Annotated in this window: 17 protein-coding genes; 9 read left to right on the top strand and 8 right to left on the bottom strand. The window is 70.3% G+C overall.

Going from position 1 to position 16,692, the window contains the following annotated elements; all coding sequences use genetic code 11:
- Window positions 1-11: 11 nt before the first annotated feature.
- The gene (locus ABZ904_RS09240) at window positions 12-1,211 is read right to left on the bottom strand and encodes an ABC transporter substrate-binding protein (RefSeq protein ID WP_359399694.1); all 1,200 of its coding nucleotides are present in this window, start codon (window positions 1,209-1,211) and stop codon (window positions 12-14) included.
- Between the two features lie 506 nt (window positions 1,212-1,717).
- On the opposite strand from ABZ904_RS09240, the gene ABZ904_RS09235 reads away from it, so the two are divergent.
- The 3 genes from ABZ904_RS09235 to ABZ904_RS09225 all read left to right on the top strand — a co-directional run bounded on the left by ABZ904_RS09235 (window position 1,718) and on the right by ABZ904_RS09225 (window position 4,594).
- Entirely contained in the window at window positions 1,718-2,461 is a 744-nt protein-coding gene (locus ABZ904_RS09235) for a hypothetical protein (RefSeq protein ID WP_359399761.1), read from the top strand.
- Between the two features lie 326 nt (window positions 2,462-2,787).
- Entirely contained in the window at window positions 2,788-4,095 is a 1,308-nt protein-coding gene (locus tag ABZ904_RS09230; protein WP_359399697.1) for an MFS transporter, read from the top strand.
- A 127-nt stretch (window positions 4,096-4,222) separates the two neighbouring features.
- A complete protein-coding gene (locus ABZ904_RS09225; RefSeq protein ID WP_359399700.1) occupies window positions 4,223-4,594 on the top strand; it encodes a DUF6479 family protein in 372 nt (123 codons plus the stop codon).
- Window positions 4,595-4,642: 48 nt separating this feature from the next.
- Here ABZ904_RS09225 and ABZ904_RS09220 read toward each other — a convergent pair whose 3' ends face one another.
- Window positions 4,643-5,611, bottom strand: coding sequence for an ATP-dependent DNA ligase (locus ABZ904_RS09220; RefSeq protein WP_361822178.1), 969 nt, complete (start codon window positions 5,609-5,611; stop codon window positions 4,643-4,645).
- Between the two features lie 148 nt (window positions 5,612-5,759).
- On the bottom strand, window positions 5,760-6,656 hold the full coding sequence (locus ABZ904_RS09215; protein WP_359399706.1) for a Gfo/Idh/MocA family oxidoreductase: 897 nt from the start codon (window positions 6,654-6,656) through the stop codon (window positions 5,760-5,762).
- 162 nt (window positions 6,657-6,818) lie between these two features.
- On the opposite strand from ABZ904_RS09215, the gene ABZ904_RS09210 reads away from it, so the two are divergent.
- Window positions 6,819-8,243, top strand: coding sequence for a M1 family metallopeptidase (locus tag ABZ904_RS09210; protein WP_361822176.1), 1,425 nt, complete (start codon window positions 6,819-6,821; stop codon window positions 8,241-8,243).
- A 1-nt stretch (window position 8,244) separates the two neighbouring features.
- On the opposite strand, the gene ABZ904_RS09205 is transcribed toward ABZ904_RS09210, so the two are convergent.
- On the bottom strand, window positions 8,245-9,801 hold the full coding sequence (locus tag ABZ904_RS09205; protein ID WP_359399764.1) for a phospholipid carrier-dependent glycosyltransferase: 1,557 nt from the start codon (window positions 9,799-9,801) through the stop codon (window positions 8,245-8,247).
- 313 nt (window positions 9,802-10,114) lie between these two features.
- On the bottom strand, window positions 10,115-10,330 hold the full coding sequence (locus tag ABZ904_RS09200) for a hypothetical protein (RefSeq protein ID WP_359399713.1): 216 nt from the start codon (window positions 10,328-10,330) through the stop codon (window positions 10,115-10,117).
- Between the two features lie 136 nt (window positions 10,331-10,466).
- Between ABZ904_RS09200 and ABZ904_RS09195 the strand changes: the two genes are divergently transcribed.
- Complete coding sequence (locus tag ABZ904_RS09195; protein ID WP_359399716.1) at window positions 10,467-11,402, top strand: LysR family transcriptional regulator; 936 nt, start codon at window positions 10,467-10,469, stop codon at window positions 11,400-11,402.
- 281 nt (window positions 11,403-11,683) lie between these two features.
- Here ABZ904_RS09195 and ABZ904_RS09190 read toward each other — a convergent pair whose 3' ends face one another.
- Window positions 11,684-12,184 carry a hypothetical protein gene (locus ABZ904_RS09190; protein WP_360997406.1) on the bottom strand — a complete coding sequence of 167 codons (501 nt, stop codon included), beginning with the start codon at window positions 12,182-12,184 and terminating at the stop codon, window positions 11,684-11,686.
- 241 nt (window positions 12,185-12,425) lie between these two features.
- Here ABZ904_RS09190 and ABZ904_RS09185 point away from each other — a divergent pair, with 241 nt between their 5' ends.
- Window positions 12,426-12,956, top strand: coding sequence for a hypothetical protein (locus tag ABZ904_RS09185; RefSeq protein WP_359399722.1), 531 nt, complete (start codon window positions 12,426-12,428; stop codon window positions 12,954-12,956).
- 60 nt (window positions 12,957-13,016) lie between these two features.
- Here ABZ904_RS09185 and ABZ904_RS09180 read toward each other — a convergent pair whose 3' ends face one another.
- On the bottom strand, window positions 13,017-13,277 hold the full coding sequence (locus ABZ904_RS09180; protein WP_359399725.1) for a hypothetical protein: 261 nt from the start codon (window positions 13,275-13,277) through the stop codon (window positions 13,017-13,019).
- Between the two features lie 151 nt (window positions 13,278-13,428).
- Complete coding sequence (locus tag ABZ904_RS09175) at window positions 13,429-13,821, bottom strand: helix-turn-helix transcriptional regulator (protein WP_359399728.1); 393 nt, start codon at window positions 13,819-13,821, stop codon at window positions 13,429-13,431.
- 226 nt (window positions 13,822-14,047) lie between these two features.
- Between ABZ904_RS09175 and ABZ904_RS09170 the strand changes: the two genes are divergently transcribed.
- The 3 genes from ABZ904_RS09170 to ABZ904_RS09160 all read left to right on the top strand — a co-directional run bounded on the left by ABZ904_RS09170 (window position 14,048) and on the right by ABZ904_RS09160 (window position 16,638).
- A complete protein-coding gene (locus ABZ904_RS09170) occupies window positions 14,048-14,266 on the top strand; it encodes a hypothetical protein (RefSeq protein ID WP_360997438.1) in 219 nt (72 codons plus the stop codon).
- 207 nt (window positions 14,267-14,473) lie between these two features.
- Window positions 14,474-14,692: a hypothetical protein gene (locus ABZ904_RS09165; RefSeq protein ID WP_360997403.1), complete on the top strand. Its 219-nt coding sequence runs from the start codon at window positions 14,474-14,476 to the stop codon at window positions 14,690-14,692.
- Window positions 14,693-14,772: 80 nt separating this feature from the next.
- Window positions 14,773-16,638 (top strand): hypothetical protein, encoded by a 1,866-nt coding sequence (locus tag ABZ904_RS09160; protein ID WP_361822171.1) that lies wholly within the window; start codon window positions 14,773-14,775, stop codon window positions 16,636-16,638.
- Window positions 16,639-16,692 lie beyond the last annotated feature (54 nt).

Here is a 16,692-nt window from a genome sequence, read left to right as displayed (position 1 = left end):
GGACGCCGCGGTCAGCCCTTGATCTCGGTCCAGGCCTGCACCCACTTGGCATAGGGCACGCACTTGACGTCCTTACGGCCGTCGAGGCACTGCTCGATGGGCGTCGTCCAGAACGCGATGTCCTTCCAGTAGTTCTCGTCGGTGGCGTGGAAGGTGTCGCAGAACGCGGGGTCGCTGGTCACGTCGCAGGACTTGATGTTGGCGGGCGCCTCGCCGTAGTACTCGGCGACCTCGGCGTTGACCTTCGGCGAGATGATCCAGTTCATCCATTTGTAGGCGCAGTTGGGATGCTTGGCCTTGGCCGAGAGCATCCAGGTGTCGGACCAGCCGGTGGCGCCCTCCTGCGGCAGGACCGCCTGCACCTTGGCGCCCTCGCTCTGGGCGAGGTTCGCGATGACCTGCCAGGTGGTGCCGATCACCGAGTCGCCGCTCTTGAAGGAGGAGATCTCCTTGAGGTAGTCGCTCCAGTACTCGCCGACATCGGCCCGCTGCTTCTTCAGCACGGCGACGGCCGCGTCGAACTGGTCCTGGTCGAGCGCATAGGGATTCTCGATGTCCAGCCCCGGCTTGGTCTCCCGCAGATACAGCGCCGCGTCGGCGATGTAGATGGGGGAGTCGTAGGCCGTGACATGGCCCTTGTACCGGGAGGCGTTGTCGAAGACAGCGGACCACGAGATGGGCGCGGGCGAGACCTCCTTCGTGTTGTACATCAGCAGGTTCGCGCCACGGCCGTGCGGAATGCCGTAGGCGGTGCCGTCGACGGAGTTCCAGCTCTGGTTCTTCAGCCCGAAGAAGACGTCCTTGTAGTTGGGCACCAGATCCGTGTTCACCGGCGCCGCCTGGCCGGACGCGATCAGCCTGAGGGAGGCGTCACCCGAGGCCGAGACCGAGTCGTAGGCGCCGGTCCTCATCAGTTTGACCATCTCGTCCGAGCTGGCGGCCACCTTGTTGTGGACCTGGCACCCCGTCTGCTTCTCGAAGGGGGTGACCCAGTCGGCCTTCGGGTCCGAGGATCCGTCCTCCACGTATCCCGCCCAGGAGACCAGGTTCAACTGCCCCTCGGTACGGCCGAGCTTCGACTGGGCCTTCAGGTCCGGCGGATTGAAGCCCGACGAGGAGGGCGCGCTCGAGTCGGCGAACATCCCGCAGGCGTTGACGAGCAGCAGAGCACAGCCGACGGCCGCCGCTTTGAGGGATCTGTTCGGGCGCATAGGGAAGCTCCACGGTGTGGGGAAGTGGGAGGAAAAGGGGGTGAAGTTGTGACGGCGGGTGACGGCGGTTGTGCGGGACGTGCAGGATGCGGCGCGGGTGCAGGGCGCGGCGTACGGCCGCGAACGGCACCCGGCGTCGGGACGGCGTGGTGACCGGAGCCCTCCGGACGCCTTGGATCTCGGCGGCGCGCTCGGGCAACGCTCCAGGTCGGCGGGTGGGCCACGGCTCACCCGGGGGTCCGCCCGGGGGACAGGGTGGGGACTTCGGGCGGACGATGTGGCCATCACCCTACGAACAGTCGACAGAAGGATCAACTTCGTTCTGTGGAAGGACAGTTGACGGAGAGTCAAGATGCGGTGAAGTGAACCGGACGTATAGCGTCGCCGCCATGTCCCACTCCCCGCAGCAGCCCGGATCGTCGCCCTGTCTCCTCCCGTACCCCCTGCCGGCTGCCGCGGGCGCAGCCGTGAGAGACGACGGCCGCCTTGCCGCGGCGGCGACGGCGATGTTCGACCCGGCCACGGAGGCGGGTGTGGCGGCCCGGGTGCGCCGGACCCTGGAGGCCGTCTTCGACACCGTCGCCGACACCCGGGAGGCCACCACGGCGCTGCTGACCCGGGTCTTCGCCCAGGGCCGCCGCCCGGTGAGCGCCGACCTCGCGGCGCTGCGCCCCGGACTCCATCTCCACCTGGCCCGGCAGGAGCTGGTCTCCGGTGTCGGGTTCGTCGTGGCTCCGGGGCTGCTCACCGATGTACCGGCCTGGCTGGAGTGGTGGCAGACCGGTTCCGACGGCGCCGTACGGCCGCTGCTGCTCGACCTCGATCCCCGGCAGTCCGCGTACTCCGACTACACGCACTGGGACTGGTTCGCACTGCCCCGCGACACGGGCCGTCGCGCGGTCGCCGGACCCTACGTGGACTACCTCTGCTCCGACGAGTACAGCCTCACCTTGTCGGCGCCGGTGCACGTCGAGGGCCGGTTCGCCGGGGTCGCCGCGGCGGACGTGTATCTGCGCCACTTCGAGGCGGCCGTCATGCCGCTGCTTCAGGGGCTGCCCGGACCGGCCCACCTGGTCAACGCCCGCGGCCGGGTGGCCGCCTCGGCCGACCCCGCCCATCTGGCGGGTTCACTCACCAAGGGCCCGGACTTCGGCGCGCTGCTCGCCGGGGCGCGGCCCGGCCGCCACGCCGGGCTGCGGCTGGTCCCCTGCGACGACATCCCGCTGGTCCTCGTCGTGGCGGAGGAGTGACCGGGGCGTTCCCCGCGCATCGCGCCGCACCGCGTCCACGGGTCTTGTGAGTCGGTCACGGCATTTCCCCGGGTGAATGCGTCGGCGCGCCGCTGCCCGCGTTGTCGACATACTCACACCGCCTGCCGGAATTCCGCCGGCTCGAGCAGTCGCGGCAGAAGAAGAACCGCACGCCGACCGGCCGAGGGCGGCACCGACCCGGCACATCGATCATCGGCGCCCGGGACGGCGGGGGCAGCCCGGCTACCAGGACCCCGGGCTGATCGGTGATAGTGAACCCTGAATCGAAAGGTGTACCAGGCAGCTACGAGACAGTCAGGAAGTCCGTGGACACGAGTGAGAGTACGACCGGCAGCGGAACGGCATCGGAGAGCGAGGCTCCGGACGGAGACCGATCCGGCAGAGCGGGCTGGCGTCGCTGGGCGATGGACACCCGGCCGCTGCGCCGCCCCGCCTTCCGCCGCCTCTGGTCCTCGACGATCGTCACCGCGGTAGGCAGCCAGCTCACCGCGGTCGCCGTACCCAAGCAGATCTACGACATCACGGCCTCCTCCGCCTGGGTCGGCTACGCGAGCCTCGCCGGCCTCCTCCCGCTCGCCGTCTTCGCCCTGTGGGGCGGTGCGATCGCCGACCGGATGGACCGCCGCAAGCTGCTGCTGCTCACCAACGCAGGCCTGGCCGTGACGTCCGTGCTCTTCTGGGTCCAGGCCCTCGTCGGCCTCGACTCGGTCCTCGTCCTGATCGTGCTGCTCGCCCTCCAGCAGGCCTTCTTCGGCCTGAACTCCCCGGCCCGCAGCGCCTCCATCGCCCGCCTGGTACCGCCGGAGGAACTTCCCGCGGCGAACGCGCTCGGCTCCACCGTCATGCAGACCGGCCTGGTGGCGGGCCCCCTCCTTGCCGGCACCCTCATCCCCGTCATCGGCCTGTCCGCGCTCTATCTGATCGACGCCGTGGCCCTGTGCGTGACGCTATGGGCGGTCTTCCGGCTCCCCGCCCTGCCGCCGACGGCGGCGGCAGTGGGCCGGGCGGGCTGGCAGGCGATAGCCGAGGGCTTCCGCTACATCGCGCTGCACAAGGTCCTGCTGCTGTCCTTCGTCGCCGACATCATCGCCATGGTGTTCGGCATGCCCCGCGCGCTCTTCCCGCAACTCGCCGCCCAGACCTACGCGTCCTACGGGGAAGGGCTCGCGCTCGGGCTTCTCTTCGCGGCGATCCCGATCGGCGCGGTGGTCGGCGGGCTGCTGTCCGGCACGTTCTCGCGCGCCCGGCGCCACGGCCTGCTGGTGATCGCGGCGGTCATCGCCTGGGGCGCGGCCATCACCGGTCTCGGACTGACCAGCAGCCTGTGGGTGGCGGTGGCCTTCCTGGCGGCCGCGGGCGTCGCCGACATGGTGTCCATGGTCTTCCGCGGCGCGATCCTGCTGTCCGCCGCGACCGACGAGATGCGCGGCCGGATGCAGGGCGTCTTCACGGTGGTCGTCGCGGGCGGTCCGCGTCTCGCGGACGTCCTGCACGGCACGGCCGGCTCGGCCCTCGGCACACGTACGGCGATCGCGGGCGGCGGACTCCTGGTCATCGCGGCCACCCTGGTCCTGGCCATGGTCACCCCGGCCCTGCGCGAGTACCGGATCTGACCACCGCACCCCACGGCTCCCCGGAACATGCGCCCACCTGCGCCCGATTACCGGTCCCGGGGCAATCCCGATTCTTTGTGGAATTCTCCGGGGAGCCATTCCAATTCAACGGGGGTATCGTCATGGCATGAATACGGCGAGCTATATGATACTGGCTGTATCGCAGGAACAACTCAACGTGTTCTACGCCTTTATCGGTGGCATGGTGGTCGCGGGGGCGCTGATCTGGGCCGTACAGCTGGGTATGCGGGTACGAGACCGGGAACCGGCACCGCCGAAGCCGGAGGAGCAGCCCCATCTGCCCGACGGCGGAGCGGTCCACGAGGAAAGGGAAGTGCGGGAGCCCGAAGAGATGCCGCACGCCACCCAGGAGAGCGAACGGCTCATGCCGTACCAGCTCCACCACGCGGCGTCCAAACGCTGCGACGACCAGCATCGCAAGCGCTGGCTCCCCGGCTCCAGCGGTGCCTTCGGCAGCGGCGGCCCCGGCCACGTGTGAACCGCCGGCCGCCGAGTGAACGGACGTCTGCGTCCGGGCCCGAGCCCCTCACGGCAGATCCGCCGCCGAGTCCTCAGGGGCGAGGTCCGGGCGCAGACGCAGCCATGACGGCTGTCTGAGCAGACCAGCCCGCGTGCGCGTGCTGTAGCGCACTTCGCCGACCAGCCTCGGCAGGACCCAGCGGGCCCCCGGCACCCGGGGGTCGCGGTCGAAAGGGCACACACGCGCTTCCACGATCCGCAGCAGCCGGGCGAGTTCGGCCCGCTCGGCCTCCGTCCACCCCGTGCCCACCCGGCCCACATAGCGCAGCAGGCCCGTCGCGTCCCGCTGACCCACCAGGAGCGCCCCGGGCAGCCCCGACAGTCTCCCCTGCCCGGGCAGCCAGCCGCCCACGATCACATCCACGGCCTCGACATTCCGGATCTTGATCCAGGAGTGGGAACGCACCCCCGGCTCATAGACCGAGTCGAGTCTCTTGCACACCAGCCCCTCCAGGCCGTTGTCCCGGATCGCCGCCATGGCCTGCGCGCCGTGTCCGACGAGGGCGCCCGGCGTCGACCAGTGCGGCCCGGCCAGGGCGAGCGCCTCCAATTCGGAACGCCGGCGGGCGTACGGCAGCGTGGTGAGGTCGTGCCGCAGGAACACCACGTCGAACAGCACGAGGTGCACGGGCGTCCGAGCGGCACGGCGCGCCGCGAGCGCGGGGGAGTGGGCGAGCCCCATCCGGGACTGCAGCCGCTGGAAGTCGCCGCGCCCCTGCTCGTCCGGTGCCACCACCTCCCCGTCCAGTACGGCGGGTGTGGCCCCGAGGGCCCCGCCCAGCGGACGCAGTTCAGGGTAGGCGCCGGTGATGATCTCGCCCGACCGGGCGCGCAGTTCCACGCTGCCGTCGCCGGGGAGATAGACCACCACCCGCTGGCCGTCCTGTTTGGTCTCGTACGCCCACTCCGCGTCCTGCCGGGCGGGCGGCAGGGTGCCGGGGATGGCGAGCATCGGGGCGATCAGCGGCAGTCTCACGGGTCAGTTGTGGACGGAGCCGCACGTCCTCACGCGTCCCGGCCGGGCGATTACCCCTGAACGGCGCCCGTGCTCCCACCAGCGGCCGGTGCCCGTCAGGGGCCCCGACGCCCGTACGCCTCCCGCGTGGTCGGTGCCGCGCGGCCCGTCACACCGATGCGGCCAGCGCGATCAGCTCCTGCAGCCGCAGCCCGCGCCGGGCGTCCAGCTCGCCGGGCACCCCGGTGCGCACGGCGGTGGCGAACTCACGGCGCAGCACCGGCCAGGCCTCCTCGTAGTCGAGTCCGGCCGTGTCGTACACCAGAGGGGGCTGCGACCCGAACAGCTCGATGCGGGTACCGCCGTGCGGGACGTCCACCGAGCCGGACAGCGAGCACTGGCTGACCGCGCCGCCCTCGTGCTCGCAGGTCAGCTCGATCCAGCGGCGGGGGTCGCCCACGCCCCGAATGTGTGCGATGGGACCGATCGCGGCGTCCAGCAGGTCGAGCAGATGCGGACCCACGTCGAGCAGAGCCCCGTGCTCCAGGCGCCACGGGGTCGCGAAGTCCCCGCCCAGAAAGGCGCCGCTCAGCCCGCTGGAACGCGCACCGGCGACCTGCAGGCCCCGCGCCGCGGCGAGGAACTCCCGGGCGGACGGGTGGTAGCGATTGGACAGGACGAGCTGCGAGACGACGCCCGCTTCCTCGATCGCGTCGGCCAGGTGCCGCGCCGACCGCAGATCCTCCCCGAGGGGCTTCTCGAGCAGCAGTGCCTTGCCCGCCTTGGCGGCTCGGCCCGCCAGTTCCGCCTGCACGGCGGGCGGAACCGAGAAGGCCACCGCCTCGCATGCGTCGAGGAGTTCCTCGAACCGGGTGGCGACGGCCGCGCCGTAGGGGGCCGCTGTCTCGCGGGCCGCCTCCTCGCGGCGCGCCCACACGGCGGTGAGCCGGGTCTCCGGCCCTGCCGCGAGCACGCGTGCGTGCACGGTACGCGCCCAGGGTCCCGCCCCCACCAGTCCGACCCGCACCGGTTCACCGGTCCACGCATGCAGCGAGATGTCCGTCATGGAGGGAATTCCATCACGACTGCGAGGCCTTGAACATATGCGCATTCCCGCCCGGAACAACGTCCCACGCCATCAAGGAACTTGACCGAACAAAGGTGCCTGTGCGACGGGGCGGCGGCCTAGGCTGGCCGCTGTTGATCATCCCCGGCCACAGGAGTCACCGTGACGCCACCCCGACGCAAGACCGTCAGACGCACCACCGTTCTTCCCCGGCAGGCCGTCGCCACAGCGGTCCCCGTCGCCCTCGCCGCGCTGATCGCGGCCGGAGGCCCGGCGGTCGCCGGCACCGCGGGCGCGTCCGGGGCGGGTGACCCGTACTTCCCGTTCGAGGGCAACGGCGGCTACGACGTACGCCACTACGATCTGACCCTCGGCTACGACACCGGTACCGGCCACCTCGACGGCAAGGCGGTGCTGCGGGCCCGCGCCACCCAGCGCCTCACCCGCTTCGACCTCGACCTCCAGGGCCTCAAGGTCACCGGCGTGAGCGTCGACCACGTCAAGGCGTCGTTCCGCCGGAACGGGCAGGAACTCGTCATCACCCCCCGGCACGCGCTCCGCGCCGGCCAGGACTTCCGTGTCGCGGTCGACTACCAGGGCAAGCCCAAGCCGGTCACCGACCCCGACGGTTCGCTGGACGGCTGGATCCCCACCGACGACGGCGCGTTCGTGGCGAACGAGCCGCAGGGCGCCATGACCTGGTTCCCCGCCAACAGCCACCCCGTGGACAAGGCGTCGTACGACATCACCGTCACGGTGCCCAAGGGCCGCACCGCCGTCTCCAACGGTGTCCTCCTCAGCCGGCGGACCGTCGGCGGCCACACCACCTTCCACTGGCGTCAGGCCGAACCGATGGCCGCGTACCTGGCCACTGCGGCGGTCGGGAAGTTCGACGTCCAGCAGTACACAACCCGCGACGGCATCAAGGTGTACAACGCCGTGGACCCGCGCGAGGCATCCGCCGCGGCCCCGGTCCTCAAGAAGCTGCCGTCCGTCCTCGCCTGGGAGAGCAAGGTCTTCGGCCCGTACCCCTTCCGTGCGGCCGGAGCCATCGTCGACAAGGCCCCGAAGGTCGGTTACGCGCTGGAGACCCAGACCCGCCCTGTCTACGACAGGGCACCCGATCTGAGCACCCTCGTCCACGAGAACGCCCACCAGTGGTTCGGGGACTCCGTCACCCTCACCCGCTGGCAGGACATCTGGCTCAACGAGGGCTTCGCGACCTACGCCGAGTGGCTCTACAGCGAGCAGCACGGCGGCAAGAGCGCCCAGCAGACCTTCGACGCCCTGTACGCCCGTCCGGCGAGCGACGGCCTGTGGGCCTTCCCGCCCGCGAACCCGGGCAGCGGGGCCCACATCTTCGACACGCCCGTCTACGCCCGCGGCGCCATGGCCCTGCACAAGCTCCGCACGGCCGTCGGCGATGCCACCTTCTTCCGCATCCTGCGTACCTGGGCGGCCGACCACCGGGGCGGGCACGGGACGACGGCCCAGTTCGTCCGGCTGTCCGAGCGGCTGTCCGGTCAGGACCTGGACGCGCTGTTCCACACCTGGATCGGCACGACGGGCAAGCCGTCCGCGCCGTGAGCTACGGCCGCCGGAAGATCGTGACGGAATGACCGACGTCGTCGATCGCCCTGCTCGTGCGGATCAGCTCTGCGAGCCTGCCCTCGGCCTTGGCGATCGACGTGTCGGACACGGCCAGCAGCCCGTGCACCCGGCTCGGGGGCACCTTGAGCGGGTTGCGCCCGTGGATGCCGTACCAGGACGGCACACCGCTGCCCTTGTAGACGAGCCAGACGTCCCTGTCGTCCGGATAGCGCTCGCGCAGCCGGTCGGCCAGCCGGCCCAGGTCCTGTCCCCAGTCGACGTTGGAATCGTGCAGCCGCAGGTGCGTCTTCGCGGGACCGCCGAACGCCTCGTTGGAGTACGGCAGAAAGTACGGATACGTCCGCAGCGAACTGACCGCGACGAACAGGATCAGCGCCGCGGTCACGGCGTACGACCATCGCCGCCGCAGGGCGAGCACACAGGCGGCGGCGATGGCGAGGAACACCGGTACGAAGATGGCGTAGCGCACGCCGAGATCGCGTGACCCCTGCATGGCCGCGGCCAGCAGCACCGCCGGGGGCAGCAGCACATAGGGGACGGCGGCGCGCAGTCGAGGCACCGCCATCAGTGCCAGGGCGCCGCAGAGCCACAGCGCCGACATCCCGAGCGGCGTCTTCACCAGCAGCGCGGCCGGAAGGTAGTACCACAGGGAGCCGGTGTAGAGCCGGCCGAAGAGATAGCCGTGCCAGGTCGCACTCTCGAAGCCGAACTGGATGCGCATCCCGTCGCGGTACGCGCCGGGGAAGGGCAGCCAGTCGATCAGCAGGGCACGCAGTCCGTGCACGGCGGGCACGTTCGCGGGTGCGCTCCACCGCAGCCGGGGATCGACCGCGAGATAGGCCGCCCATACGACGCCGACCAGGACGGCCGCGACCCCGGCAGCCGCCAACAGGGCGTGCGCCACGCGACGCGAGCGAGGTGCTGCGCTTCCCTTCGCATGCCAGGAGGACCATGCGGCCAGCGCCAGCAGGACGGGCACCGCGGGCAGCGTGCTCATCTTCGTGGCCACGGCCGCACCCGAGGCCATCCCGGCGAGCGGCAGGTACGGCAGGGGCCGCCGTCGGGCCCGCCACATCAACCAGGCCGCCGTCACCGTGAACCCTGCCGCCGGGACGTCAAGGGTGGCCAAGGACCCGTTCGTGATCAGGTCGGGCGAGAACGTGTACAGGGCGAGCGCCGCGAGCCCGCCCACGGCGCCGATCAGGTCCCGCGCGAACGCGAAGACGACCAGTCCGAACAGCAGCGTCACGACCATCACCGGCAGCCGCGCCCAGAACATCACCCGCCATGGGTCGTTGCCCGACTCGTACAGCAGTCGCCGCCCCAACCGGCCCTGGTCACCCCGGAAACCGGGTTCGAGACGCGGGTGCGCGAGCACCGTGCCGGTCGCGATGATCAGCTTGCCGAGCGGCGGATGCTCGGGGTTGAACCGCAGGCTGTGCTCGCGGACGTAGACGACCGACGTGCCCACGTACACGGGTTCGTCGATGGTGGGGGTCTGCTGTACGGCGGTGGTGACCATGGCGAACGCCATCTGTGCCAGCAGCGCGACGACCGCCGCCACGAGCAGCGGCCGCCGGTGCCGGCGCAGCCGTGCCCAGCGGCGGGCGCCGTTCCGTTCCGGCGAGGGCCGACCGGGTGCCCGGAGGCCGGCGGATGCCGGACGTCCGTCGTCGCCGGCGATGAGGAGTGACTGCTGCTCGTATCTCATCGTCCGCGCTCCCCGGTGTACGTCCCGCCCGCGCCCCCGGCGCCCACGAATGCTGCCATGTCATGTGCTACGTCGGCGCGGCGGGAACTTGCTCAACGGCGGGCGTGCCGGAATTCCCGCGGCGTCCTCGGGGCCGTTACGCGGGTTCCACCGGAACGGACAGCGCGGGCCGGCTGCGGGAGACGACGCGCGTTCCGCAGGCGTCGACGAGGCGTACCTGGAGCGAGCCGCATCCGCAGCGGGTCCAGATCGTGCTCCCCGCGGCCGTGGTGTGCCGGGACACCACCTGGAACGGTTCGGCGAGGTCGGGCCATCCGCAGTACGGGCAGGCCGGTGCGGGCGCACAAGTCATCGCAGTCTCCCTTCTGTTGTCTGGGCGGAACTGTGCTGCTGCCGGCGCGGAACCGTGCCGATGCCACCAGCGTGTGCGCACACCGCCGTTCATGTCCACGTTGACTTGCTCGACCGAACCGTGAAGCGTGGACTTCATGATTGATCTGCGCCGACTGCATGTCCTTCGGGCCGTCGCACACTACGGCACCGTGACCGCCGCCGCGCGCGCCCTGCACTTCACGACGTCCGCCGCCTCCCAGCAGATCCGCCAGCTGTCCCGTGAGCTCGGCGTCGATCTGCTGGAGCCGCACGGCCGCGGCGTACGGCTGACACCCGCAGCCCGTGGTCTGCTGGAGCACGCCGACGCCATCGAGACCCGCTGGCAGCAGGCCGAACACGACCTGCGCGCGGAGGAGGGCGATGTGGCCGGTCCACTGCGGGTGAGCGGCTTTCCCGTGGCCGTCTCGGTGCTCCTCGCGCCCATGGCGGCACACCTGAGGGCATGTCGTCCGCGACTGTCCGTGTACATCCGGGAGGCGGGCGTGCCGGAGAGCTTCGATCTCCTCTTCGAGGGCGAGACCGACCTCGCCGTCGTGGAGGTGACGCCGCGCAACCCGCCGCACGGCGACGCCAGGTTCGACCAGCGGCCGCTCATGGACGACCCGTTCGACCTGGTCGTACCGGAAGGCCACGAACTGGCGGGCCGCGCGTGCGTCGACCTCGCGGAGGCCGCACTCGAACCCTGGATAGCGCCGGTACCGGACAGCCCCTGCCGGCCGCATGTGCTGTCCGCGTGCGGCGCGGCCGGTTTCACGCCCGACATCGCCCACCACGCGCTCGACTGGGACGTGACGGCCCATCTCGTCGCCCATGGACTCGGCGTCGCCCTGATCCCGCGCCTGGCCGGGCTGCCCTCACACCTGCCCGTCACCCGTGTCCGCTGCACCGGTGACCCGCACCGCAAGCTCCTGACCTGCGTGCGCGCAGGAGGCAGCACGCGCCCGGCCGTCGCCGCGGCCCTCACGCAGTTGCGGGAGCTCGCGTCGACGACGGTCGGCGTACCGGCGGTCGCGCTCGGCGACGGGCGGTGACCGGGGTACGGCTCTGCAATGGCAGACGGAGCCATGCGCTGCACCGCCCGAACCCGCCAGGGCGTTGTCGAACACAGGTCTGAAGAACCCGATTCCGGTGACCCAATGGGCAGTTGCTGCTTCAGCCGCGGAATGCGACGTGCGTCCTCGAGTCGGCCATTTGGGTGTTCGTCCGCTTTGGTTTCAGGTCCGGCGTGTCGGATTTCTCGACCCGCCGCACGCGGGGGCATGCCATCCGTTCAGGAAATGCGCATGACGAGCCAGATGTGTTCCGCGGCCTTTCAGGGACGCGCGTACTCCTGCCGCACCACCACGGCGAGTTGGGTGAGAGCCTCTTCGGCGCCGGTGCGGTCGGACGCGTCGAGCACGGCCAGTGCGTCCGCGGCCGCCTCCCGGACGAGTCGGGGCACCTCGTCGAGTGCGGCCATCCGGTAGGCGACGGTGCGCCGGGCGGCCCGCTCCTCATGGGTCACCCCCGTCGGGCCGGTGCGGGGGAAGACCGCCGCCTCGTACGCGGCGACATGGAGGAGCACTCCGTGGGCGATCCCCTCGGCGTAGCCGCGCGATCCGGCCTCACGCCGCGCTGCCGCGAACTGCGCCAGTGCGCGCCGGCGCAAGGCGAGCGAGACGAGTGCGCCTGCCGCGCCCGCGGCCACCGCGGTGACCAGGGCGATCCGGGCGCCGCCGAAGAGGGCGCCGATCAGCGCCCCGCTCGCGGCGATCAGACAGACCAGCCCGCTGACGAGCAGCAGGAGAGCACGAGCGGGCGTGATCTGGGCCATGGCGTGCAGTGTGCCAGCCGTCGCTGTGAACAGGTGTCCGGACCCCCGTTCGGCGGGCACGCGGACGTGATGTGTGACACGTGTGTCGTGTCGCGCCTGGCGGCCGTCGGCGGATCGTTGCTGCGCAGGGCTTGATCGGTGATCAAGTCCGGGAAATCCGCTGGCCAGAGAGCCTTCCCCGCATTTGACACTTTGTTGCGCGCGCAGATAGGAATCATGCGCGGAAGTGGAGAGGTGGAGCGTGCGCGAGCCCAATGTGATCGGCGACTGGCAGGAATGCGAAGACGAGCATGCCGGCCTGTATGTCCGCGTCCACTCCCTGGAAAAGGCCGAGCCGCCGCGTGGACGCGACGATGCCGCCGAAGGACTGATCTATTTCCGCTTCCGGGTGACCGTCGAAAACCGCACGGCGGAACCCGTTGCACTGCATCTCGAAGACGGTCAACTGGACATTCGTACGGGCCCCGATGGGGAGAGCGCATTCATCGACTGGCGCAACTCGCAATTCATCGAGGGGTTCGACCTGTATCCACTGCGCCGTGCGACGGCCGTCCTGTACGCCGCGGCTCCCGAATGCTCCCTGAATCTTGTCGACATCCAGGTGCAGTTGAAGTCCGACGACGACTGGGCCGACCGGTATCTGTGGTCCGGTGATATGACGGCGCCGGACGGCCTGCCCGGCTCGGGTACCCGGACGGACGGCGCGTCCGAGGGCCTGGCCGGCCAGATCGCCACCTACCTGCACGAGCAGGCGGAGCGAGGGCAGAACTGAGCCGTCGGGCTCAGAGGGCAGCCGGCGCGGGGCCCAGGCGGCGCGCTGCGTGGACAGGTCTCACTCACGGTAGACGGTCAGTACGGCGCCGTTGATCTCGATGCGCTGCGGAGTGGGGCCCTCGCCGCGGCGCAGCATGGCGAGGCACTGCTCGAAGAGAGCGAGCTCTTCCTCGCTGAGTACAGCCGCTGCGAGGTCCAGCAGCTCGCCGATGGAGGCGTCCGTCAGGTCGGCGGGCAGCTCGCCGGAGAGCAGGACCACGGATTCTCCCGTCGGTCCCTTGACGATGGCGGTAGTGGGCCCGCCGTGTACGAAGAGCAAGGTTTCCCCCATAGGGCCTGGGAGTGCGGCTCAATGGGGCCCAGGCTGGAGGAGAGACTAGCGGCGGATCATGCGTGTTTGGGCCGAAGTGGCTTCTTTTAGCGCAAGCGGCCTGTGGTGCGTTGTGCGCTCTCCGTGGTGGCGCCGGCCGTCAGGGAGTGTCCGAACCGCGGTGGAGCAGCGACTCCACCAGCGCCGCAACGTGTTTGCGGTCCTCCGCGGACAGCCGTTGCACACTCGCGATGAGCACGTCCACTTCCGGGTCGCCCGAGGCGTCGAACACGGGTACGGACTCGGCCACGGGGGCGTAGAGGTGGATGCCGCAGGCCTCCGCGGCGGCATGGCGGATGGTGTCCAGCGGGAGCCCCAGGCCCTGGGCGAGCCCTTCGAGGGTGGCCGGCTGCGGCATACGGGCCATGTGATCGGTCGTGGCCAGATGGTGGACCGTCGAGCGGGGGATGCCTCCGCGGCGGGCGACGTCGCCGTACGACCAGCGCTCGCTGTCCAGCCGGTCGCGGATGATCTGCTGCAGTGCGTTGGCCACCGATGGTCACTTCCTGCTCGCCGCCAGGCGGAACTCTTCCGGGTCGGATCATTCTAGGGGCCACTTGAGTGAGTTACGGAAGGTGTTCCCCTGAACCGCTTGCGTAACCCAAGCCACGCCCCTAGTGTCCAATCTCGTTGGACAGTGCGTCCGACAAAGTTGGACGCTACTGGGGGGACCTGACCGCGTCCAGCGGATACACCTCTCGAACCCCAAGGGGGAATCGATCATGATGGATCCTCGTGAGCTCGACGCCGAGTCCGCAGAGCTGCTGCCGGGCCGTGAGGCCCTGGGGCGCCTGAAGTTCAGCTTCCACAAGACCGTGAACGTGGAAAAGAACATCGCCAACGTGTGGGCCAACAACCAGTCCCAGGCGATCAACGACCACTCCGCGTGGTCGGCGGCGGAGTCGGCTGCCTGCCAGACCATCAACATCCACCAGTGAGCCGGTGCCGTACGGACCGACGCCCCGGCACCGTGCGGCACCCGGTACCGCCGCGGCGACGCATCACCACACCTCCGCCCGCCGCGGCGGTACCACCACTGGGGCACCGATATCCGACGGAATATCACCAACCGTCTGTCGGGCGGCGATCCATGCCCGCCCGGCTCATCCAGCATGTCAACGAATGCTTTCTGGAAAGGACACGCCATGAGCATGAACGCCCATGAGCTGGACGCCGAGTCCGCGGAGCTGCTGCCGGGCCGTGAGGCCCTGGGGCGCCTGAAGTTCAGCTTCCACAAGAGCGTGGACGTGAAGAAGCACGTCGCCAACGTGTGGGCCAACAACCAGTCCCAGGCGATCAACGACCACTCCGCGTGGTCGAGCGCGGAGTCCCAGGCCGTGCAGACCATCAACATCAGCCAGTAACCCTCGTACGTCGACCGTACGTTCCGCGGACCGCGCCAGGGGCAGGCGCGGTCCGCACCCCGGGGGGAGGAAGGGCGCACATGACGTTGCTGGGCGAGAACGCCGCGGCACTCTACGACACCGGCCCGGTGCCGGGTCCCGGAGGATTGCCGATGACCTACGGGCAGTTCGCCACGGGCGAACTGACGGTCGTCGACCTGTACCAGCCGGTCGTACCCCGGCTGAGCGCTGGGCTTCAACTGCACGGCGAGTACCAGGGGTCGGGGTTCACCGAGCCCAAGTACATCGCCCGTCGGGGGGACGGGCAGGTCGTCCAGTTGTCGCGACTGCTGTACCTGGTCGCGTCGTCGATCGACGGCAGCCGTGACGTCGAGACGATCGCCCACCGGGTCAGCGCGCGGTTCGGGCGCGAGGTCAGCGCGGAGAACATCCACTATCTGGTCGAGAACAAGCTCGAACCGCTCGGTGTGACGGTCCCCGAGGGCCAGGAGGACGACCAGGTCTCCGCACCCCGGTCGGACCTGCTCCTCGTGCTCAAGGGCCATCGGGTCATCTTCAACGAACGCCGGGTGGCGAAGATCGCCAAGGCGCTGGCCTGGCTGCACAACCCCCTGGTCGTGATGGTCGTCCTCGCCGGCGTCGCCGTTCTGGACGTCTGGCTGTTCGCCTTCTTCGGCGCGATCACACCCGTGCTCGAGGTGCTCGACCAGCCGGTCCTGCTGCTGGTCGTGTTCGTGCTGACCGTGGCATCCCTGGTGTTCCACGAGTTCGGCCACGCCTCGGCATGCCGCTACGGAGGCGCCCGGCCCGGCTGTATCGGTTGCGGACTCTTTCTCATCTGGCCCTCGATGTACACGGACGTCACCGACGTCTACCGCATCGGCAAGGGGGGCAGGCTCCGCACCGACCTGGGCGGCATCTACTTCAACGTCGTCTTCATGCTGGCCATGGCCGGCGCCTACGCCGTCAGCGGTCAGCCGTTCTTCCTCGCCGCCGTCTATCTCGGCCATTTCGAGATCCTCGAACAGCTGATGCCCGCCGTGCGCCTGGACGGCTACTACATCCTCGGCGACCTCGCCGGGGTCCCCGACCTGTACGGCAAGATCAAGCCGATCCTGATCAGCCTGGTCCCGGGCGCGAAGGGACTCAAGGCCCGCGCCGAGGTCGCCGAACTGAAGAAGTCCTCGCGGGTCATCGTCGCCACCTGGGTCCTGACGATGGTGCCACTGCTCATCGGCGAGCTGGGCTACGCGCTGTGGAACCTGCCGCGCATCGCCGCCACGATGATCCGCTCGCTGACCGAGCAGATCACCGGCACTGGTGGCGCGTTCGCGGAGGGAGAGATCGCGGCGGGCCTCATGGGCGTGGTCGGCTGCATCATGCTGCTGTGCCCGATGGCGGGCGTGGTCTATCTGACGGTGAAGGTCGGCGGGCGTCTGTGGCGGGGTGCCGTGAGGTCGACGGCGGGACGGCCGTACCTGCGTCTGGCGCTGTGCGCGGTGCTCCTGACCGGACTCGGCGGCCTCAGCTACGCATGGGTGTCGGGGATGACCCCGGAGCCGCTGCCCAAGAAGCCGCCGATCGCTCCCATACTGCAGCCCGGAGTGTCGACTTCGGCTCCGCCGGCCCGCCGCGCCAGCACACCGGATCACAGCGACGCTTCGCCGTCGGCCGGTGTCTCGACCACGCCGTCCGCCTCGGCGAGCCCGAGCGCCTCGGCGAGCCCCTCGGGCTCCGCGAGCCCCAAGTCAAGCGCGTCGGCCACCTCGACGGGCCCGGCCGGCCGGCCGACCGGCAGCCCCGGTAGCAGCGGGCAGCCGCCGACCTCCGAATCCGCGGGCTCCGGATCCGCCTCGCCCTCCGGCACGCCGTCTTCGGGCAGTCCGTCGCCATCGATGAGTACGACCCAGCCGCCGGAGAGCTCACCCCCGTCCAGCGCTTCCTGATCACCCCGGGCGACGGCCCGGGGGGTGAGCGGACCGGCCCCGGTAACTGGGCCC

The organism is Streptomyces sp. NPDC046900 (assembly GCF_040644975.1).
Classification (GTDB): Bacteria; Actinomycetota; Actinomycetes; order Streptomycetales; family Streptomycetaceae; genus Streptomyces.
The sequence above is the reverse complement of the archived record's forward strand: the minus strand, read 5'-3'. Positions and strand labels throughout refer to the sequence as shown.